General features: G+C 48.2%; 13 protein-coding genes. 12 read left to right on the plus strand and 1 reads right to left on the minus strand.

Annotation, left to right across the window (positions count from 1 at the left end; translation table 11 throughout):
- Nucleotides 1–3: 3 nt before the first annotated feature.
- Genes NYE26_RS32855 through NYE26_RS32865 form a run of 3 tightly spaced genes read left to right on the plus strand, consistent with a single transcriptional unit; the run spans nt 4 to nt 2,429 of the window.
- Nucleotides 4–1,014 carry an ABC transporter ATP-binding protein gene (locus NYE26_RS32855; RefSeq protein WP_036723621.1) on the plus strand — a complete coding sequence of 337 codons (1,011 nt, stop codon included), beginning with the start codon at nt 4–6 and terminating at the stop codon, nt 1,012–1,014.
- Entirely contained in the window at nt 1,011–1,928 is a 918-nt protein-coding gene (locus NYE26_RS32860) for an ATP-binding cassette domain-containing protein (RefSeq protein ID WP_339253020.1), read from the plus strand. Before NYE26_RS32855 ends, NYE26_RS32860 begins: the two co-directional genes overlap by 4 nt.
- 54 nt (nt 1,929–1,982) lie before the next feature.
- Nucleotides 1,983–2,429, plus strand: coding sequence for a hypothetical protein (locus tag NYE26_RS32865; protein WP_076077440.1), 447 nt, complete (start codon nt 1,983–1,985; stop codon nt 2,427–2,429).
- Nucleotides 2,430–2,487: 58 nt separating this feature from the next.
- Here the strand turns inward: NYE26_RS32865 and NYE26_RS32870 are convergent, their stop codons facing one another.
- The gene (locus NYE26_RS32870; protein ID WP_339253022.1) at nt 2,488–3,327 is read right to left on the minus strand and encodes an SDR family oxidoreductase; all 840 of its coding nucleotides are present in this window, start codon (nt 3,325–3,327) and stop codon (nt 2,488–2,490) included.
- Nucleotides 3,328–3,562: 235 nt separating this feature from the next.
- On the opposite strand from NYE26_RS32870, the gene NYE26_RS32875 reads away from it, so the two are divergent.
- The 9 genes from NYE26_RS32875 to NYE26_RS32915 all read left to right on the plus strand — a co-directional run bounded on the left by NYE26_RS32875 (nt 3,563) and on the right by NYE26_RS32915 (nt 19,433).
- Nucleotides 3,563–4,597: an AI-2E family transporter gene (locus NYE26_RS32875; protein WP_339253024.1), complete on the plus strand. Its 1,035-nt coding sequence runs from the start codon at nt 3,563–3,565 to the stop codon at nt 4,595–4,597.
- Nucleotides 4,598–4,768: 171 nt separating this feature from the next.
- The gene (locus NYE26_RS32880) at nt 4,769–5,785 is read left to right on the plus strand and encodes a S66 peptidase family protein (protein ID WP_339253026.1); all 1,017 of its coding nucleotides are present in this window, start codon (nt 4,769–4,771) and stop codon (nt 5,783–5,785) included.
- Between the two features lie 244 nt (nt 5,786–6,029).
- Nucleotides 6,030–6,920, plus strand: a complete 891-nt coding sequence (locus tag NYE26_RS32885) for a DegV family protein (RefSeq protein ID WP_339253028.1) — start codon at nt 6,030–6,032, stop codon at nt 6,918–6,920.
- Nucleotides 6,921–7,138: 218 nt separating this feature from the next.
- Entirely contained in the window at nt 7,139–9,058 is a 1,920-nt protein-coding gene (locus NYE26_RS32890) for an AraC family transcriptional regulator (protein ID WP_339253030.1), read from the plus strand.
- Between the two features lie 48 nt (nt 9,059–9,106).
- Nucleotides 9,107–9,664, plus strand: a complete 558-nt coding sequence (locus tag NYE26_RS32895) for a hypothetical protein (protein ID WP_339253032.1) — start codon at nt 9,107–9,109, stop codon at nt 9,662–9,664.
- A 206-nt stretch (nt 9,665–9,870) separates the two neighbouring features.
- The gene (locus NYE26_RS32900) at nt 9,871–10,839 is read left to right on the plus strand and encodes a DUF4037 domain-containing protein (protein ID WP_339253034.1); all 969 of its coding nucleotides are present in this window, start codon (nt 9,871–9,873) and stop codon (nt 10,837–10,839) included.
- A gap of 320 nt (nt 10,840–11,159) precedes the next feature.
- Complete coding sequence (locus NYE26_RS32905; protein WP_339253036.1) at nt 11,160–12,596, plus strand: radical SAM protein; 1,437 nt, start codon at nt 11,160–11,162, stop codon at nt 12,594–12,596.
- An 89-nt stretch (nt 12,597–12,685) separates the two neighbouring features.
- On the plus strand, nt 12,686–16,264 hold the full coding sequence (locus NYE26_RS32910; RefSeq protein WP_339253038.1) for an ATP-binding cassette domain-containing protein: 3,579 nt from the start codon (nt 12,686–12,688) through the stop codon (nt 16,262–16,264).
- 259 nt (nt 16,265–16,523) lie between these two features.
- A complete protein-coding gene (locus NYE26_RS32915; protein ID WP_339253040.1) occupies nt 16,524–19,433 on the plus strand; it encodes an S-layer homology domain-containing protein in 2,910 nt (969 codons plus the stop codon).
- Nucleotides 19,434–19,629: the final 196 nt, after the last annotated feature.

Here is a 19,629-nt window from a genome sequence, read left to right on the forward strand (position 1 = left end):
ATCATGACTGAACGGCTGCTGACTGTTGAGAATTTACAGGTTTCCTTCGCTACCCGGGACGGGGAGAATCAGGCCGTCCGTGGCGTTAGCTTCCATATTGATGCGGGTGAGACCGTAGGCATTGTCGGGGAATCCGGCAGCGGCAAAAGCGTTACAGCCAAGGCGGTCATGTCACTGATCACACCGCCGGGGCATATGACTGCCGGGAAGCTGGAGTTCCGCGGCAAGAGCCTGAAGGGGCTTACGGAGAAGCAGTGGCGGTCCTTGCGGGGCAACCGGATTGCGATGGTCTTCCAGGACCCGATGACCTCGCTGAATCCGGTCAAGCGAATCGGCCAGCAATTGACAGAGGTTATCCGCAGACACCGCGGACTGGATAAAGCGGCGGCGTATACCGAAGCGGCGGAGCTTCTCCGCCAGGTCGGCATCCGTGATCCGGAGCAGCGGCTGAAGCAATATCCCCATGAATTCAGCGGAGGGATGCGCCAGCGGGTGATGATCGCGATGGCGCTCTCCTGCCGCCCGGAGCTGCTGATTGCCGATGAGCCTACCACCGCGCTGGATGCGACCATCCAGGCGCAGATCCTCGATCTGTTCAAAGAGCTGAAGGAACGGGGAGATACAGCTGTTGCGCTTATTACTCATGATCTGGGAGTGGTAGCCCAGGTCTGCACGCGCGTCATTGTCATGTATGGCGGACTGGTGATGGAGGAGGGGACGGTGCAGGATATCTTCTACCGGCCTCAGCATCCGTATACGCAGGGCTTGCTGCGTTCCATACCGAAGCGCGGCGGCGGTGAACGTGAGCGGCTGATTCCGATCGAGGGCACACCGCCCGATCTGCTGAATCCCCCGCCCGGCTGCCCGTTCATGGACCGTTGTCCGCATGCCTTCGCCCGCTGCAGTGAACGTCCTCCGGTAGTCGAGTTTGCACCGGGGCACCGCTCGATGTGCTGGCTGACCGAAGGTACAGAAGAGAAGACAGCAGTTACAGCGGGGAGGGATTTCACTTGAGTGAGCGCAAGGTGCTTGTGGAGGTTAGCAATCTGAAGAAGCATTTCCCGAAGGGCAAGGATTTGCGCGGACGGGATAAGGGCGTACTTAAGGCTGTGGATGGGGTCAGCTTCCAGATCCGTCAGGGCGAGACCTTCGGACTGGTTGGTGAATCCGGGAGCGGCAAGTCCACGGTCGGACGCTGTCTGCTCCGTCTGTACGATTATACAGACGGCGAGGTGTTCTACGACGGGAAGCCGCTTGGCAAGCTGGGCGAGAAAGGGCTGAAGCCCTTCCGCAGGCGGATTCAATCGATTTTCCAGGACCCGTATTCCTCGCTTAATCCAAGCCTGAACGTACTGGAGCTGATCAGTGAGCCGATGCGGATTCACGGTCTCTATCCGGGCGAAGAGCGCAAGGAAGCGGTGGCAGAGCTGCTGGAGAAGGTGGGGCTGAAGCGGGAGCATCTGTACCGCTTCCCCCATGAATTCAGCGGCGGGCAACGCCAGCGGATCTCCATTGCACGGGCGCTGTCGGTCCGGCCTGAGTTCGTCGTCTGCGATGAGCCCATCTCTGCGCTGGATGTCTCTGTCCAGGCTCAGGTCGTTAATATGCTGGAGGATCTGCAAGCCGAGTTTGGACTGACCTATCTGTTCATCGCCCATGATCTGTCGATGGTCCGCCATATTGCTGACAGGATCGGCGTGATGTACGGCGGCCGGCTGGTGGAGGTGGCTCCAAGCGATGAGCTGTACGATAATCCGCTCCACCCCTACACCAGAGCCCTGCTGTCCTCCATTCTGGAGACAGACCCGATGAAGGCCAGCCGCAGAATCCAGCTGGAGGCTTACCCGGCTACGCGCGGGACAGAGGAAGCCGCTGCACTGCGGGAAGTGAGTCCCGGACATTATGTGGCCGGGGAATATGCAGACTAATATTATGAACGAATCTTTAGAAGATACACATCTGTGAATCAAGGAGGAGATACAATGACAATACCGACTAGCAAGGTCAAGCTATCACAATGGGATGCCCTTCTGCTGGAATCGCTGCGCGCGCTGTCCGGATCTGACGAAGAGCTGCTGCGCAGAGTCAGCGAAGGGGATCTGCCGGCCGATGAGAGTAAATACGAGTTCGATTACGGGCAGTTGTCTGCCCTTGCAGAGGAACAGCCGGAGGGATTCCGCCGGGCCGTTCTGGAAGGCTACCAGATTAAATACAATACCATCCGCGGAATCCGCAGCTGGATAGAGGTTGCGCTGGGTATTGAAGCGAAGCTGGAGCTTGAGGAGGGGCAGGAAGCGGTGGAAGCGGAATTAACGGAGGCTGAACGCGAACGGTTAGAGGATGTATTGTCTTACGGCTGGGCGGTCACTGGCGGGCCTGCTGGAGACGGCAGTACCGGAACGTACCGGATTGAGCCGATTCAGCGCTAGCATCTGATAAGGGAAAGCCAAAGACAGCCGCTCCAGGAATGGGAGCGGCTGTTTACATTTACATATTCAACTGAATTCTGCGCGTGCTTAGTACGCCTTCCAGTCCGGTAGGGTCAGTGCTGACCTTGCGGGCCACGAAGGCTTCGGCCCGCTCCGAGGTGCGCAGGCGCAGCGGCTTGGTCTCAAGCTGTACCAGCTCCCACATCACATCCGCAACAGAGTCTGCCGTCTGCGGCTCCACATTGCGCTCCAGGAAGGTCGCTCTATAAGCATCCAGAATCGGCTTGTACTCGTCTTCCAGAACGCCGCCGGTGCTGGCGACATGCCCCATGACGGTTGAATTGAACTCAGTAGCAATCGCTCCTGGCTCCAGCAGGGTGATATCGATATTGAACTGCGGCTTGTAATAGGTGGCCAGACTCTCCAGCAGCCCTTCCACTGCGAATTTGCTGGCGCAGTAGACCTCATTCATCGGTTGCCCGACCAGTCCGCCGACACTGGAGGTCGCCACAATCTGGGCGTAGCCAGTCTTTTGCAGCAGCGGCAGTGCAGCCCGGATCGTATGCATGACCCCGTACACGTTGGTATTGAAGACATCCTCGATCTCAGGGAACGGTGCCTGCCCAAGCGCTCTCAGATATCCGAATCCGGCATTACAGAATAATAGATCCAGCTTGCCTTGCTCTGCTTCTATCCGGTCTATAACCTGCTGAATACTCTCCGGCTGTGTCACCTCCAGCTCAACGAACTGCAGACCCTCCACATTCTGGTACAGCTCCTGTTCACGCTTCAGATGGCGGGTTCCGGCATAGACCGTCCAGCCCTCATGGGCGAACTTCAGTGCAGTGGCAAGGCCGATGCCGGAGGATGCTCCGGTGATACAGATTACTTTGTTCATACCAGCTTTCGCCTCCATTAGTTTGAACTTCATTGATTTGGACCTGTTGAAAAAGGTATATATGTTCCAGTTTTGCCCACATTATAGCATATAGCAATAGAGCTTCCTGTAAATCGACATAAAGTTCGCGGTTTCGCGGGAATTGGGCGATGCCAAAGTTGCTATATTTGTTTTCAGTACGGTACACTATAATAAAAATCTTATCTGCCAGCGAATGGAGAGGAACAAGGGAACAATGGAAGTATTCAAGCGTTATGTCGCCAATTTAACAGTCCGGCGCTTCTTGATTCTGGGATTGATTGGACTGCTGCTGTACAGTATCAGAGATATGCTGAATCTGGTGCTGCTGACCTTCCTGATCGCTTATGTGATGAACAGCTTTCAGGTGCTATTAAGCAAGCGGATCGGCAAATTTGTGAAGGTGAACAGCAAGGTCATCATCATTATACTGTATGTGGCGCTGATCAGCATGATCGTCATGGCACTCGTCAAATATATGCCCAAGGTATTCTCACAGATCAAGCAGTTAACCACTTTTCTCGGCACGCTGACCTCCGATGATATTCCGCAGAATGAAATTATGCAGTACTTGTTCCGAAAGGTCAGGGAGCTCAATTATCAGAGCTATTTGAATCAGGGGATCGAATATGTCTTCAAAATCAGCAACTGGGGCACCACCTTCGTCCTGTCCACGATTCTAAGCCTTGTCTTCATTCTGGAGAAGAACCGGATCGTCAGCTTCACCTCCCGTTTGAGAGACAGCAAGATCTCCTGGTTCTATGTGGAGCTGGAGTATTTCGGCAGAAAATTCATCTCCTCCTTCGGCAAGGTCATTGAAGCACAGATTCTGATTGCGCTGTTCAATACTTTGTTTACCGTGGTCGGGCTGTGGGTGCTTGGTTTCTTTTTCGAGCCATTCCCGTATCTGTTCGCCCTCTCCATTATGATCTTCATGCTCAGCTTGATTCCGGTCGTCGGCTTTGTCATTTCGCTGATTCCGCTGTGCATTATCGGTTATAACACGGGTGGACTGATGCTGACGGTCAACATTCTGGTGATGATTGCCCTGTTACATGTCATAGAGGGCTACTTCCTCAACCCGAAGCTGATGTCCTCCAAAATGAACCTGCCGATGTTCTACACGCTCGTAGTGCTTTTGTTCTCCGAGCATTATATCGGGGTATGGGGACTGATTCTCGGGATTCCAATCTTCGTCTTTTTCCTGGATATTCTGGATATCAGCCGGGACAATAAGCCTTCACTGGAATGACGCAGCCAATGATATAATCCGTAGTACGCATAGGGCGATATTCAACCTGCTCAAGGTTCGGGTATCGCCTTTTTTATAGAATTTATATGTTTTGGGGTCCCCGCAAAGTACCTGAGTCATCATCGAAGCTAAAGCCCCACTTGGTGGGGTTACCTTAGGAGGAATAACCGGATGATCAGATATCCCGTATTAGAAGCAGAAGCTGTTATTGGTGTAACTGCACCCTCATCAGGAGTGGGGGAGGAGCTTCGTGAACTGCTTGAGCTGGCTGTAGAACGGCTGCAAAAAAGAGGGTACGGCGTAGTCTGCGGACCCACAGCATGGACACAGGAAAAGGCTAAATCGGCTCCGGCTGCTGTACGTGCCGCTGAATTCAACGCGATGATGGCCGATGAGTCCATCGGACTCGTCGTGCCTCCCTGGGGCGGGGAGCTGCTGATTGAGATGCTGGAGCAGGTGGATTTCAGCAAGATGAAGTGTAAATGGATTCTCGGGTATTCCGATATCAGTGTGCTGCTGCTGGCTGTCACGCTGAAGACGGGGATTGCCACTGCTCATGGCACGAACTTCATTGATCTCCGGGGAGAAGAGACAGACCCGACAACCGCCATGTGGGACAAGGTGTTGTTTACGTCAAGCGGTGGTTCTGTACTCCAGCAATCCTCACAGCAGTATCAGCTGGAATGGGGAGGAGGCGAGCCGTCGCCCCATGTGTTCAACCTTACAGAAGCCACTAGCTGGAAGACGGTGGGCAATCAGGCCCTCGCCATGCAGGGCCGCCTGCTGGGCGGCTGCATTGACGTTATCCGTCATCTGATCGGCACGCCGTATGGAGAGGTGCGGCATTTCCAGCAGCACTATATCCATAATGAGCCTATTCTGTGGTACTTAGAGAACTGTGAGCTGTCCGTGGCCGACCTGCGCCGCTCCCTGGTGCAGATGAAGCTGGCGGGCTGGTTCGAGCATTGCAGCGGCCTTATGTTCGGCCGCAGCGCGGCTAACCGCCCTATGGACGGGTACACAGTAGAGGATGTCTACCAGGAGCTAGCCGATGAGCTGGGCCTGCCGGTCGCATACGATATCGACTGCGGACATCTGCCGCCGCAGGTTACTTTGGTGAACGGTGCTTTTGCAGAGGTGGTGGTTGGTGCAGGTAAGGGAAAGGTGACGCAGTACTTCCGGAAGTAGAGGAACTTAGTAGGATGCTCGTACGAACTCTATTTTCCGCCTTTTCTCATACCATAATCAAACCTCTCTTAAACAGGTATATTCGTCATATATAATGTGAATTTATGTCGAATTTAGTTGAAAAAAAGTGCTGGGATTATTCAAGGAATGCTCTACGCATGGCTGGTATCCTGTATAATTTATGAATATACAGACAGCCATAGCTGCTGATTCCTGAGCAGTGAATTCCTCACGAAAGAGAGTAATGACTATGAAATCCATCGCCTGGGTAACTGACAGCACCAGCACCATTGATTCTGAATTCGCCGAGAATAACCATGTGTATATCGTTCCCCTCCGTCTAATCGTTAATGATGAATGTTATAGAGAAAATATAGATATCAACGCCGATCAGTTCTATGAAAAAATGCGGCAGCATGACAAGTTAGGCAGCTCCCAGCCGCCGATTGGCGAGTTCGTTGAATTATACGAGCGCCTCAAGGAAGAGTATGACGAGATTATTGCGATCCACTGTTCCTCCGAGCTTAGCGGGACCTTCAACACCTCGATGCAGGCGGCAGACATTGCTGGAGTGAACGTAATTGGTATCGATTCCAAAGTAGGTGCATACCCCATCCGTGAGATGCTACTGCGCGGTATTCACTGGCAGCAGGCAGGCTGCTCTGCACAGGAGATCAAGAACAGAATTGATAATATAATCGAGGAAATGTCCTTCTATATTATTCCTGCCAGCCTGAGCCAGCTGCACCGCAGCGGACGGCTCTCCGGCTCTCAGTTCCTGCTGGGCCAGCTGATGCGGATTCATCTGCTTCTGCGGTTCGATGAGGGCAAAATTGTCGTCTCCGATAAAATCCGCACCTTCAAGAAGACGAAGCAAAAGCTGCTGGAGACCATCCAGCAGGAAATCGGCCGCTTCCAGGATGTATGTATTATGCACGCCAACAATAAAGAAGAGGCGCTGAGCCTGGAGTGGGCCATTAAGGCCATGTCCCCTTCGGTGCGTACAGAAATAATGACCTTTGTCCCGGTGGTAGGTGCTCATATGGGCGAGGGGACACTGGCGCTGTCTTGGATTAACCGTACGGCCTTGAATAGTATTGATGCTGAGGATGAAGTGCTGGAGTCTGTACTCTAGGCTGATTTGCGCCAGGTTTAACTGCCGCTCCCGTCCCTAATGAACCTGATAGACGCTTGGACTTCCGCATGTGGGAGGCAAGCGTCTTTTTGCTTTTGAGAAGACTCCGGTCAACCCGTGTTGACAGTACGAATCCTATTCGTTATGGTGATTAAAAACAGGATTCAATTGAGAATGATTATCTGTTCGATCATTTAGGGGGAGCTTGCGAATCAGCTATGGATGCTCTGAGAATTATACAATTATGGAATCAGGTGACGGTGCGCGTGCTTGATGTGCGGCTGAAGCAGGCCGGAACCGGCGGGGATTTGAAGCAGTACCGCTTACCGGCGAGTGCATTTTTATTTGTTTTCCAAGGGCAGGGTGAGTTGTGGGTTGATGAGGAGGTATGGCTATGCGACCGTTTTTACGTGCTGCACGCCGGTAAAGGTGCTCAGGTGACGATCCGGAGCCAGGAAGCACTAAGCGTATATATCGTACTGTACAAAGCTTCGCTGCCCGCTTCGGCCTCGTATGAATTTCATAGGATGATGCATGAATCCGAACCGTTTCTGGACAACTGGGGCTTCCCGCCCGTTGAACCGCTGGCTATGTTAGAGCTGCTTCAGACAATATGCGGCAGTTGGCTTCAATTGGATGACGGATTGACCCGGCTGTCGGTCAAGGGAGATTTCATCCGCTTCGTCCACGCAGTTCTAAGCGAGCGCTTGTTCAGACCCGGTGAGCTATCCTTGTCAGAGCAGGTCATCCGGTATTTGTCCAGAAATTACCGTAAGCACATCTCGCTAGAGGAGCTAGCGCGGCAACTGAATTACAGCCAGCAGTACATTTCGAGAAAATGTAAAGAACAGACAGGACTCAGTCCGCTGGATTATGTTATCCGTTTCCGGATGGAGGAAGCGAAGAATCTGCTGGCCGGTACGATGGCAACACAACAGGAGATTGCAACCCATGTCGGTTATCCAGATCTTATGTATTTCAACCGCATGTTCAAGAAATATACCGGCATAACGCCAGGCCAATATCGTAAACGATACGGACAGTCCGTTTCAGATTATGCAAGGAATAGGTCACAATCGTCCGTTGTTCCCAGCCGGTCATTACGCTATCCTTTTCATGTGAGTGATATTGATTATCAATTTCAATGGAATGAGGCGAATAGAATGACCAGAGCAACCAGAAGCTTGTATGCAGTGATGCTGTTATGCTTAACCGTGATGTTAACGGCTTGCGCTGGGCCGGTGAACAACGGGAGCGCAACGCACAGCCAGGTTGCCGTCAGCGCTTCTCCAACCGTAACCGGGGCTAAGGCCTCTTCGGGGACCAAGATGGTTAGTACCGCTTTTGGCGATGTCGAGGTTCCTGAGCACCCTCAGCGCATAGCGGCAATCTCTTATCTCGGTACTGTACTTGCGCTGGATGTTCAGCCGGTTGCAGCCGAATCGTTCCTGATGTCGAGCCCGTACCTGGAGGGAATGCTGGATGTTGTGACGGATGTCGGCGACTCGCTTGAGAAGCTGCTGGAGCTGAATCCGGATTTGATCATAACGCATAATCCACAGCCTGAGGTAGTTGAGAAATATCAGAAGATTGCGCCAACGGTATCTGTGCCTTACAATCAGTTCGCATCCATACAGGATGAGATGCTGTATTTCGGCAATTTGCTGGACCGGCGCGAGGCCGCGGAGCAATGGAACGAACAATTCGAGAAGGAAATTGCAGACATTCGGGCGAAGGTTAAACAAGCGGTTCCTGAAGGGAAGACGCTTTCGATTATGCAGGAGTATGACGGAAACGTGAGCCTGTTTGGTCCGAAGTCGGGCCGAGGCGGCCGGCTGATGTATGAAATCATGGGGCTGAAGCCGCCGGCTGCCGTTCCCGGATATATGCTGGAGGAATCCTATTACGAATTTTCACTGGAGAAGCTTTCAGAGTACATGGGGGATTATTTAATTCTGACTACAGAGTCCAGTTTAGAATCGTTGCAGGCTGATCCGATATGGGGGTCGCTGGGGCCCGTTGCCCACAATCGGGTGTTTATATGGACGGAGAACCAATCCTGGTACCGTGACCCGATCGCTGTGAAGAGTCAAATCAACGAACTGACTGACTGGATCATCGAGGTAGCTAGCCGGTAAGGATTTAGAGTTGGGTTGACATAAGCTACGCTGGGAGGGAGCGGAACGATGTTCTTATATCATTATTATGATGCAGCTGTGGGGCCGTTTGTCAGCATATCCGATTTACCGGGCGATCAGGCGAGGGCTGTGCTGGAGACGATTAAGCAGACCAAGCCCAAGGCCCAGAGCGCCCAAAGACATGATAAGTATGTGGAATATCGGCGGAACTGCGAGAGCATCATCCGGGCGGAATTTATACGTAAGGGCGGTGTGGTCCAGCGGTCCTCCCCGCATTATATGGTAGTTGAACACAGTCCGTGGCTAAGCACATGGTTCGAGAATGGCGCATCGCTCAAGATTCCGATTGAGGAATTTGATGTGAACACGATTTCTTTTACCTATGGGGACTCCATGCCCACCTTCAGCCCGCTGATTAATGATGGCAAAGAGTACAGGCACACTCTGTATACCTATCCCGAGATTGTGAGCATCATTGACAAGTACGGGTTACCGCAGAATTGGAACAATGACGGAAAGTACGGTCCCGAGCGGTACGTCGAAGCGCATGTCTGGAGCGATGGGGTGGTTGGCCGATATCTGAGTGAGCGAAGCTGGGCCCGATAATATGGTATCGAAATAACCAGAAAACGGCTGGATCAGGGGAACCTGACCAGCCGTTTTTAATGGAATAGTATTATTATCAAGACTTCAATCTAAATGATAACAGAATTCAAATGAATAGTCTAGTAATTTTTGGGCGAGATGTTAACATAAGGTTACCGGTAAAACAAAATGTGAGTGCGCACTGTTACATGAAATGGAGTCTGCAAATGAAGGGTTTAGACTTAAGCGAGGAGTTCTATTGGGAGATTGTGAGGCCGCTGATCGCCAGACGTTTCCCGCAACTAATGGAGAAGCATGCTGCCGGATTGATTGGATATGGCTCGGATGTTCTAGGGCATGATGACGACTTATCAAGAGATCATGAATGGGGAGCCAGATGCTACATTTGGCTGCAGGACTCGGACTACGATCAATATGCTGTAACCCTCGATCAAGCGTTGGATGAAGAAGTTCCGGCTTTATTCCAAGGGTATCCCGCCCGCTTTTCTGTAGATGAGTCTCACAAGGTGCTTATACCCTCTAATGGTAGTGGCAATCTGCATCATATTGCTATTACATGTGTCTCCCGGCATATGCGAATTCAACTGGGTCTGCATAGTGTGCAGCCTTCCTTACACGAGTGGCTAATGCTTCCTGAGCAGAAATTGCTCGAATGGACAAGAGGGAGAATCTTCACAGACCCTATAGGAAAAATAACAGAAGTGCGTAAGACCCTTGCTTATCTGCCAGATGATATCTGGCGCTATAAATTGAAATATGCCTGGAGTTCATTCTGTCATCTCTATGTGGTAAAGCTCGCTGAACTTCGGGGAGAAACGTTGTCAGCCCGGCTGCTGTTAAACCGGATGGTGGAGCAGGCGGTGCAATTGGTCTTTCTCTACAACAGAAGGTATCGGCCGGGGACCTACAAATGGCTGTCCAGGAAGCTGGCGCAGATCAGCCCTGTGATCAATGAGCATATTAAGCAACTTGAAGCGATGCTGATGGAGCCCTCTATTGCAAGAGCAGTGGAACAATTGGAAGGTCTATTAAGGAAATTGGCGTATCAACATAATGGATTGAAAATAACCGAATTTATTGAACTTCAGCCAGCGCCGTTCTACGCAAGAGGCAGGCCAGTATACAGTGCCAAGTCTGATATAACAAGAACCGGGATAGGGGATATGATTGTCTAGCTGACCGTGTTTAATAGTCACCGCCGAAACGATGAACATGATATTTTTAACAGTTTTTTTACCAGAAGATGAAATAATATATTTTATAACATCTGGGATTATATATCATAAATGAATCTTTATCACATAATTCTATTTCTCTTGAAATAGACCGTGAATGGAGGTGAAACTATGAAAAAGCCAGTAATGATCCATCCTTCGTCTGTTAAAACAAATTTAAACCCATTGACGACTAATCGTCCTTGCTAATCTAACCAGGGATATCTGTGGACCTTTTAGGGCACTCAGATATCCCTTATAACTTATAACGGAGGATAAATATGAAGGTTTTGTATAAGCTAGCCCCTAACTTAATCAGATATTCTATTACGGATGACTATTACTTTATCTACAATGCACTGTACGGAAATGGAAGAATAGTTTCTAAAGAATGTAATGACTTTTTTGATGGTCATACTATAATTTCGGAGCATGAAGTATTGGAGTATTTTGGCGATGAAATGTTCAATGATTTAATTGCTTTGAATTTTATCTATAAGGTTGAGGAAGATGAACGGGCCTTGTTGGAGAAAGAATTGGATCAACGGCAGCAGGAGTTACATACTGGTATTTATTTTGACAGGCTTCATCTTTCTACAACTAACAAATGTAATATGAGCTGTAGCTACTGTTTTTGTAGCACCTTTGACTATAGTGAAGCTAACCCGCAAGATGATAAGCTGAGATTTCCGCAGCAGGCAATGTCTTTTGAGGTTGCCAAGGAAGCTATTGAGAAATCGATTCAGGTCATTCAAATGAACGGAAAGAACAAACTGTCAATTGAGTTTTTTGGTGGAGAACCTTTTTTGAACAGTAAGCTGATTGAAGAAGTATTATTACACTTCGGCGATGGTACAAGCTTTGGCATGGATTTGGAATACGGAGTCACGACAAATGGTTCATATTTGCCATCCAGCATATTGGAGCTGTTGGCTAAGTATAAGGTGCGAGTGGCTGTAAGCATTGATTATATTGATTACCTTACAGGTGAGTTCCGTGGAGAAGGAAATAATCTGATTAAATGGGCTACACTGGACAAGAATATTGGCAAGCTTAGAGATCGCAATATCAATATTGAACTGCAGTCAGTGATGTCAGAAGAGACTTGGGATCATTTTAATTATGAGCTCATAGACTATGCTGCAGCAATGGGAATAAAAAGTATTGAGATTATCATGTCTTTTGATTTTGATTTTTATAGGAAGTTTGGTTCCAAAGAGATTGGTGACCGAATTCTGGATGCTTATGATTATGCTCAGACTAAAGGCGTGTTGTTATCAGGGTATTGGTATCAATCATTCTGGGGAATTGTTCATCCGGACGAATGGGTGGAAAGAAGAGCCTGGAAGACCTGTCCTACCATCGGGCGTCTAATAAGCATTGAGCCGGATGGCAGTGCCTATGCCTGTAAAACAACTTCAAAAAAATTAGGAAATACAGATTTATTTCAGGAGATTTTTGCCGGTGAAGCATACCGTTATTATGCGATGAGAGCGTATTCCAACTCCACGGGTTGTGTCGATTGCGAATTGGAGGGATTTTGTTCGGGGAACTGTACAGGCGCTGTAGAGAATGAATTTGATGATATCTATAACTATGATGAAGCATACTGCAAAACAATTAAACATATAGTTAAAGGATTGCTGGAACGTTATTTCGTGGGAATTAAAGCGCAACTGCCGGAGACCGAGAAAAAAGCAGATTATATATCAGGATAAAATATGTTAACCAGGCTCCGTCTTGTTATAGGATGGGGCTTTGTATAGTTTAACTATTTAATTTCGCAATAAGTGAAGGGATGAACAGTTTGACTAACCCGAATCAGAGCCGCTCTCTTGAAGAGATATCAAATCCTATTCAAAGGATATTTTTTACGTGGACACGTTCGTTTACTAAGCAAGCTATTCGTAAGGATCAGCCGTTAAGTACCATCCAAGAATCCATTCTCACTATTCCTTCCACATATGGAATCGGTCGGTTTCAAGAAGAATCAGCATCCGTACGCAGATCCAAAAAAGTGATGCCGCTGGTTATTCATATCGTACGCCAATTAAAATCCTCTTTCCTGGCCTATGCACTACTTTCGTTTCTGACCCTGGCCCTACAGTTCTCTATCCCGTATTTGTTTCCTGATATCCTTCGCGCCATTATTAACGATAGCTCACAGCCTCACGGGGCAACACTGGGAGCGATCTTTCTGTTTGTCGCCATTCAAATGGTGAAGGTGATCTCCAATTCTCAATTTCTGCATTTCCGCTGGAAGCTAATTATCTCCATTGAATTCAATTACCGCAATATCCTGTTTAAGAATATTCTGCGGAAAAAAGAATCCGCGCAGCGTGCAGGGCAACTGATAGATTTGTACGGAAATCAAATTAGCTGGTTCAGAGGAATAGTTTGGTTTATAGACGGCATAAGCAGCGCGCTCGGGATTCTATCTGGCGTTGCACTCCTGGTAATGTATTTAGGCGCCGGGGGTCTTATGGGGTGTATTTTGCTATTCGCAGCACCTATGTTTTCGAGGCTGCTTCATAAACTGAATCGGGTGGATACTGAGCTCAGCCGTGCAAACAGTAAGCGATTATTTGAAATCAACGATTACCTTAATAAATATAGAGAAGCTAAACAAATGAACTTCACCAATTACTTCATCCGCAAGATTAATAAAGCAAGATCGCGTCAATCGGAATTTTTACATAAAAAAAGTAAGATTCAAATTCTGCTAACTCTAATCAACTATTCTCTGGTTCCGTTGACGGCCATGATATGTATTGGCTTCTCCTCTCTAATGGGCTATCCGCTAAGTGTTGAGAAAACCATGGCATCCTTTATTGTATTTGGCCTGCTGGATCGGTGTATTAACGATTTCCTCGTCAGTATCAACACAGTTAGACAAGGGCTAAAGGCTGCCTCACTCGTAAAGGAATATGTTAGCCTGGATGAAGAAGAATGGGAGGGAAGCAGAGGGAATGTAGAGAAGGCAGGGACGATCTCACTGAAGAAAGCAACGTATAGCAGACCTAATGACCCTGGCCAGATTCTGCTTACAGATATAGATCTAACGGTCAATCCAGGACAGTTAGTTATCATTGTAGGTGAAACGGGGTCCGGGAAAACGAATCTGCTGCGAGCCCTTGCCGGATATCTGGAACGCGTTCAAGGAGAAGAATCTGCGGAGCTGCGCTGTGAGGAGGTCATGGATCATTCACCTTTATTCCCGGTAAGCATCAGAGATAATATCATCCTTGACAGGCCTTATGAGGAGGCGCGTTATCGTCAGATCATTCATTTATGCGAGTTAAGCAAGGATCTGGAACAGTGGACAAACGGGGATTCTACTGTTATCAATACCGATATGGTCAATCTATCAGGCGGGCAGAAAAAAAGAATTTTGCTGGCCCGGGCTGCATATCAGAATGCTAAGACCGTATTGCTGGATCAGATTCTGAATTCTTTGGATGCAAAGGTGCGAAAGAGAGTACTTAAAAATTTGATTCTGGATTATTGGAATGATACAACTAGAATTATGGTGGCAGCCACTATGGATCAGGAATTATTCGAACGGGCAGACCAAGTGATTGTAATGAAACAAGGCCGTATCAACAATGCTTTCCAAAAGAATGCATTCGATTACAATACACTTCGTGACTTTCTTCCTGATGAAAAAGTAATTCAAATGAATAACGAAAGTATCACCAAGGCATTGTCAGAAGAACAGAGCTTAAAGCGGGAAGAGCCGGGCCCTGAAGAACAGGAGAAGCTTAAACAATCTAGTCTTAGAGTACTGAAGCACTACTTTTTGGCATTAGGAAGCAGGCCGCTGCTGATTCTTTTCATAGCTTTATTTATATTAGCGCAGGTTATCGATGCTGCCTCTATCTATATTGTGCCGAGGTTTGGTGGAAATACTGCAAACCCTATGTTATTCGCCTCTATTTATTTTGGCATAGCTCTATTACTGGTTATTACCAATGTTGTGCGTATAAGTATAATCTACTTGGGGAATGTAAAAGCCGGTGAAGCCCTTCATCAGCAATTATTACAGCGGGTATCGAAACTCAGTTTTTTGCAGTTCAGTAAACAACAGAACGGGGCATTATCCGCGCGTTTTTCCAATGATATGAAGGTTATTGATATGGATATGAGCGGGTACACCAGCAATCTGCTGGAATCGTTTTTCAAAATTATTGCCGCAGCAATTCTAATTGCTTACTCGGATTTCTATATGGTGCTGGTGCTTGGTGTGTTCCTGATATTTTTTAATAAAATTCAGAAGGAAGTTCGGATCACAGGCAAAATTACATCCAGGCTAGCCAATGAAGCCCACGAGCCCTGCCTCGCTATTCTTAAATCTGTGGCTGCAGATTCTAATTATGTAAGGAAGCAAAGCCTGCAAACTTATTTTACGAATATCTGGGAAGGGAAGATTACAGACGCATTAAATGCAGAGTATACAAGACAGTCAGTGAATAGACTTTATCTGTTCTGGATAGAGGTGGCAGGGTATTTTACATTTTCTGTTTTCTTGATCCTTATGAGCTTGAGGGGCTTCTCGGGAGACTCCGTTATCATCTATGTGACTTTAACCTATACGTTAACGGCATTTTCCAATTTTGAAGTGCTGCTCAGAGATCTTCGTCATATGGAAATTGGGACGAATTCACTTGAAAGAATTTTGGGGCTTGAGCGCGGAAAATCCCCGGTAAGCGCAATGGAGGCTACACCTTCAGTTATGGATACAGCAGGCGGCCTGACAATCAGGAATTTGAGCGCCAAATATAGTGATTCAATACCAGTCATCTCCGGATTGACATTAAAACTTGAGCCCACTGAAAACCTGCTGGTCAAAGGAAGAACGGGAAGCGGTAAATCTACGTTATTATACTGCCTGACCCGATTTATGGAGTATGAAGGAGAGATTCTGCTCGGAGACACTAATGTTAAGTCCATTCCAGATCATCTGCTGATGAAAAAAATAGTCACCCTGCCGCAGCGTCCGGTGCTGTACCATGGAACGCTAAGAGATAATTTGGACCCCGAGCAGCAATGTACGGATCAGGAGATATGGTCAGTGCTTGAAAAGTTAAACCTTAGAGGGAGAGTAAGCTCACTTCAACAAGAAATTGATGAAGATCAGGGGAGCTTCAGCCAGGGTGAAAAGCAGCTTCTTAATTTGGGAAGATGTCTGTTACTCAAGCCGGAATTGTTATTAATTGATGAAGCAACCACCGATATTTATGGAGCACAAGAATCAGATTTGTACAGACTGATAAGCAGGGAATTGCCGAATACGATGGTCATTGGCATTTCACACAAAGAGACCCAGTCCAGCTTTTATCATAACATTCTGGATATGGAAGAGATGAAACTCCAAAAAATACGATAAGGGTCTCTTTGAATTAGATGCAGGAAACTGCAGGCAGCCTTTAGGCTATCAAGCTTATGCTTGATGGTCTTTTTTTAAATTTTCTTCCTCTAATATTCCAATTTATACAATTTCCTAGTATCAATATACATAGTAAATGTACATAGTCCTATTGTAGAATCAAGAAGTTGTCGAATTATGGAGCGATATTCCATCCTTGGAACTCTGTAGGGCGATGGTTTTTATGAATTTTTTTATACAGAAAGAGGGGGAAGAAATTTTGTTATTCCAAGCAGCACGTCGTAAACTCAGTCTGGTGATTGTAATTGCCCTGCTAATAAGCAGCCTTACGCCACATCTGGTGTTCGGGGAGTCCGCGCAATTAAAAGACATCGCGAGCTCTTATGCTCAAAAGGAGATTCAATCTTTAACTGAAGCAGGAATCATCTCGGGGTATGAAGATAACACCTTCAAACCGAATAAGGCTATGTCGCGCGCCGAACTGGCGAAAATTATAGTTCTGTCCTTAGGACTGGAAGTAAGCGGTGATCAGGCCGCAGCATTCAAAGACGTTGCCGCTACCAGCTGGTATCGTGGTTATGTAGGTGCGTTGGTGAAGGCAGGCATCACAGAGGGGACATCGGCGAGCACGTTCAGTCCTAATTCGAGTGTAACCCGGGAAGAGCTGGTTGTATTTTTCATCCGGGCCTTTGAATTAGATGAAACGGCGAAGAAGCTGCCGCTTGGCAGTAAGCTGTCGGATATGTCTGAGGTGTCTGAATGGGCAAAAGCTCAAGTATCCCTGGCCTTCAACAATGGGTTCGTTAACGGGGTTCAAGGCAGTGATGGCACGCTGAAATTCAAACCTAAAGAGCGCGCAGAGCGCCAGGCGCTGGCCCGTCTCGCATATGAGTTCAAGACGAATAAGGCACTATATGTTGAGAAGTCCAAGCAGCTCCTTGCTGAAGAGACGAACATTGTTAAGACTCCGGTGGTTACTCCGGCTCCCACAGCGACACAAGCTATCCGTGATACGTCTGTGAGCGCTCCGGCAGCCCCGGGTCCAGGAACGCCAGCATCGGCAACGCCTGCACCCGCAACACCGGCACCAGCGGAGCCGACTCCAGCACCCGCAACACCGGCACCAGTGGAGCCGACTCCAGCACCCGCAACACCGGCACCAGTGGAGCCAACTCCAGTACCGGCCAATGCTCTCCAGATTGTAGTGAAGGGGGAGAGTACCGATGCTATTTATGCAGAAGAGTCCACTGAAGTTATTTTCCGTACAACGCTTAATGCGGCAGAGACAGTAACTGCAAGTGTCTATCAGGTAGATGACAGCGGCAAAATGATGTCACAGATCACCCTGCTGTACGATGATGGTTTAGAAATTCATGGAGACAGCCTTGCGGCTGACGGACTCTATAGCGGCAAAGCAGCATTAACTGAAAATACAGAGGGCTACATAAATCTGCAGGCCTTTGTTGGAGAGGTGCCTAGCAGTGCAGTCCTTAAACTGTCTGTACTGAAGCATCTTACAGATGAACAGCTTGCACAAACAGAAATGATTGAAAATAATACACAGAGTAAGCTTGATCAACTGGCTGCTTCTACAGGTAATTTGCAACAGGCAAAGGAAGAGACAGTGGCTTGGCTTCAAGCCCAGGACGAAGTAGAGCATGCAGGAATTTCGGGTGAAGGAGGAAGCATCTGGTATTTGCTGGACAACGGGATTCTAGGCGGAATATCCTCGGCCCCTGAGAATACAAAAGGATTAAACAACACTGTAGAAGAGGCTGCGTCCAATAATGCATTGACGGCGCTCACGCAAGATGTGGAACAAACCGTAGCCACCATAGGAAGCCAGCGGGTTGCTGTGGTCTCTCCATTCTCCGGCACCCTTCCATCTTCGACGGTGTATGACGCTGTATATCAAAGCTTCGAGCAGTCGAATTACCCCTTCCTTGCGGAGAGAGTAAAGGACAGCGCAGCGGGCGTTAACTTCTTCAAAGGACTTAATCAGTATGGTGTTGTGGTCTTAGATTCCCATGGGGATACGTACTATGATGAGATTGTGCTCCAGACATTCCATGATAAATACGGTGTTGATTTCAAATATGCGGGGCCGCAAGTCATGTTCCTGACCGGAGAGAAGGCAACCGCAGAGAACAACAAGACCTATGAACTGGATTTGAAAAAGGGAAGATTGGCTATCATATCAGGTTATTATGCGATTACGCCTTCGTTCATTACACGGTACAATGATATGCTTCCCGGCACTATTGTATATAACGGCAGCTGCCGCAGCGCATACAACGATTCCATGTCGGATGCGTTCATCAACAATGGCGCCAGCACTTATTATGGTTACACCGATTATGTAAAGCTTGCTTATGATCAGGTCATTGCTCCATCCGTATTCAATGCCTTGAATAATGAGAATATGACAACCGGACAAGCTTTTGAGGCAGCAGTGGCTGCTCATGGAACCGATGATGGGTTGGCAGCATTCGTTATGAAGGGAAGCAGCATCGGTACGAAGACCGAAGGGATTATCAACGGAACCTTTGAGAACGGAAAATGGACCGGCTGGAATGGAAACGGAGATGTCCGGGTCATCTCAAAGCTGGGGCCGCTTAAGCCTACAGAGGGTAACTACATGGCGATTATCAGTACTGGCCTTGGGTTTGAAAACAATGACAAGGGAGGATATGACTACAATTCCGATAGTTATATCGAGCAGAGCTTCATTGTCCCGGCGGGAGCCACAACCTTGTCGTTCGATTACAATTTCATTTCTGAGGAGCCAAAGGAATATGTTGGAAGCAAATACAACGATACATTTAGAGCAACAGTAACTTCCAGTGTATACATCAATCCGGCTTCCCTCGTCACCTCACACTTGAATGGCGGACCTACGGTGACGTCCAGTGTCTACGGACAGGAATCTGTGATTGTGGGTAAGGAATCGATTAATGAATCCACAGCCTATTGGATTGATGAGAACAAAGTAGACGTTAATTTCTACGGCGGGGATGATACGGCCTACATGACGAATTGGAAGCACGTCCAATTTGATGTGAGCCAATTTGCCGGCAAGGGCTCCATTGTCCTCCGGTTCCATGTGTGGGATCAAGGTGACAGCGTCTTTGACACGGCGGTATTGATCGATAATGTAATATTGAAATAACCGTAAACGGCTGGATCAGGGGAACCTGACCAGCCGTTTTTTAATGGGATGAGCATTCAAGACTACTCCATAGCCTTTTGCAACCTAGAGTTGCAGAATAAATTTAGAATACTCTACTTACGCTCGATTTCGATATCAGCACCTCTATGCTACTATTGGCTGTGTTGATTGATAGTAGAATGGAGGTGCCGTCACT

Source organism: Paenibacillus sp. FSL P2-0136 (assembly GCF_037975325.1).
In the GTDB taxonomy this organism is placed as follows: domain Bacteria; phylum Bacillota; class Bacilli; order Paenibacillales; family Paenibacillaceae; genus Paenibacillus_AQ; species Paenibacillus_AQ silagei.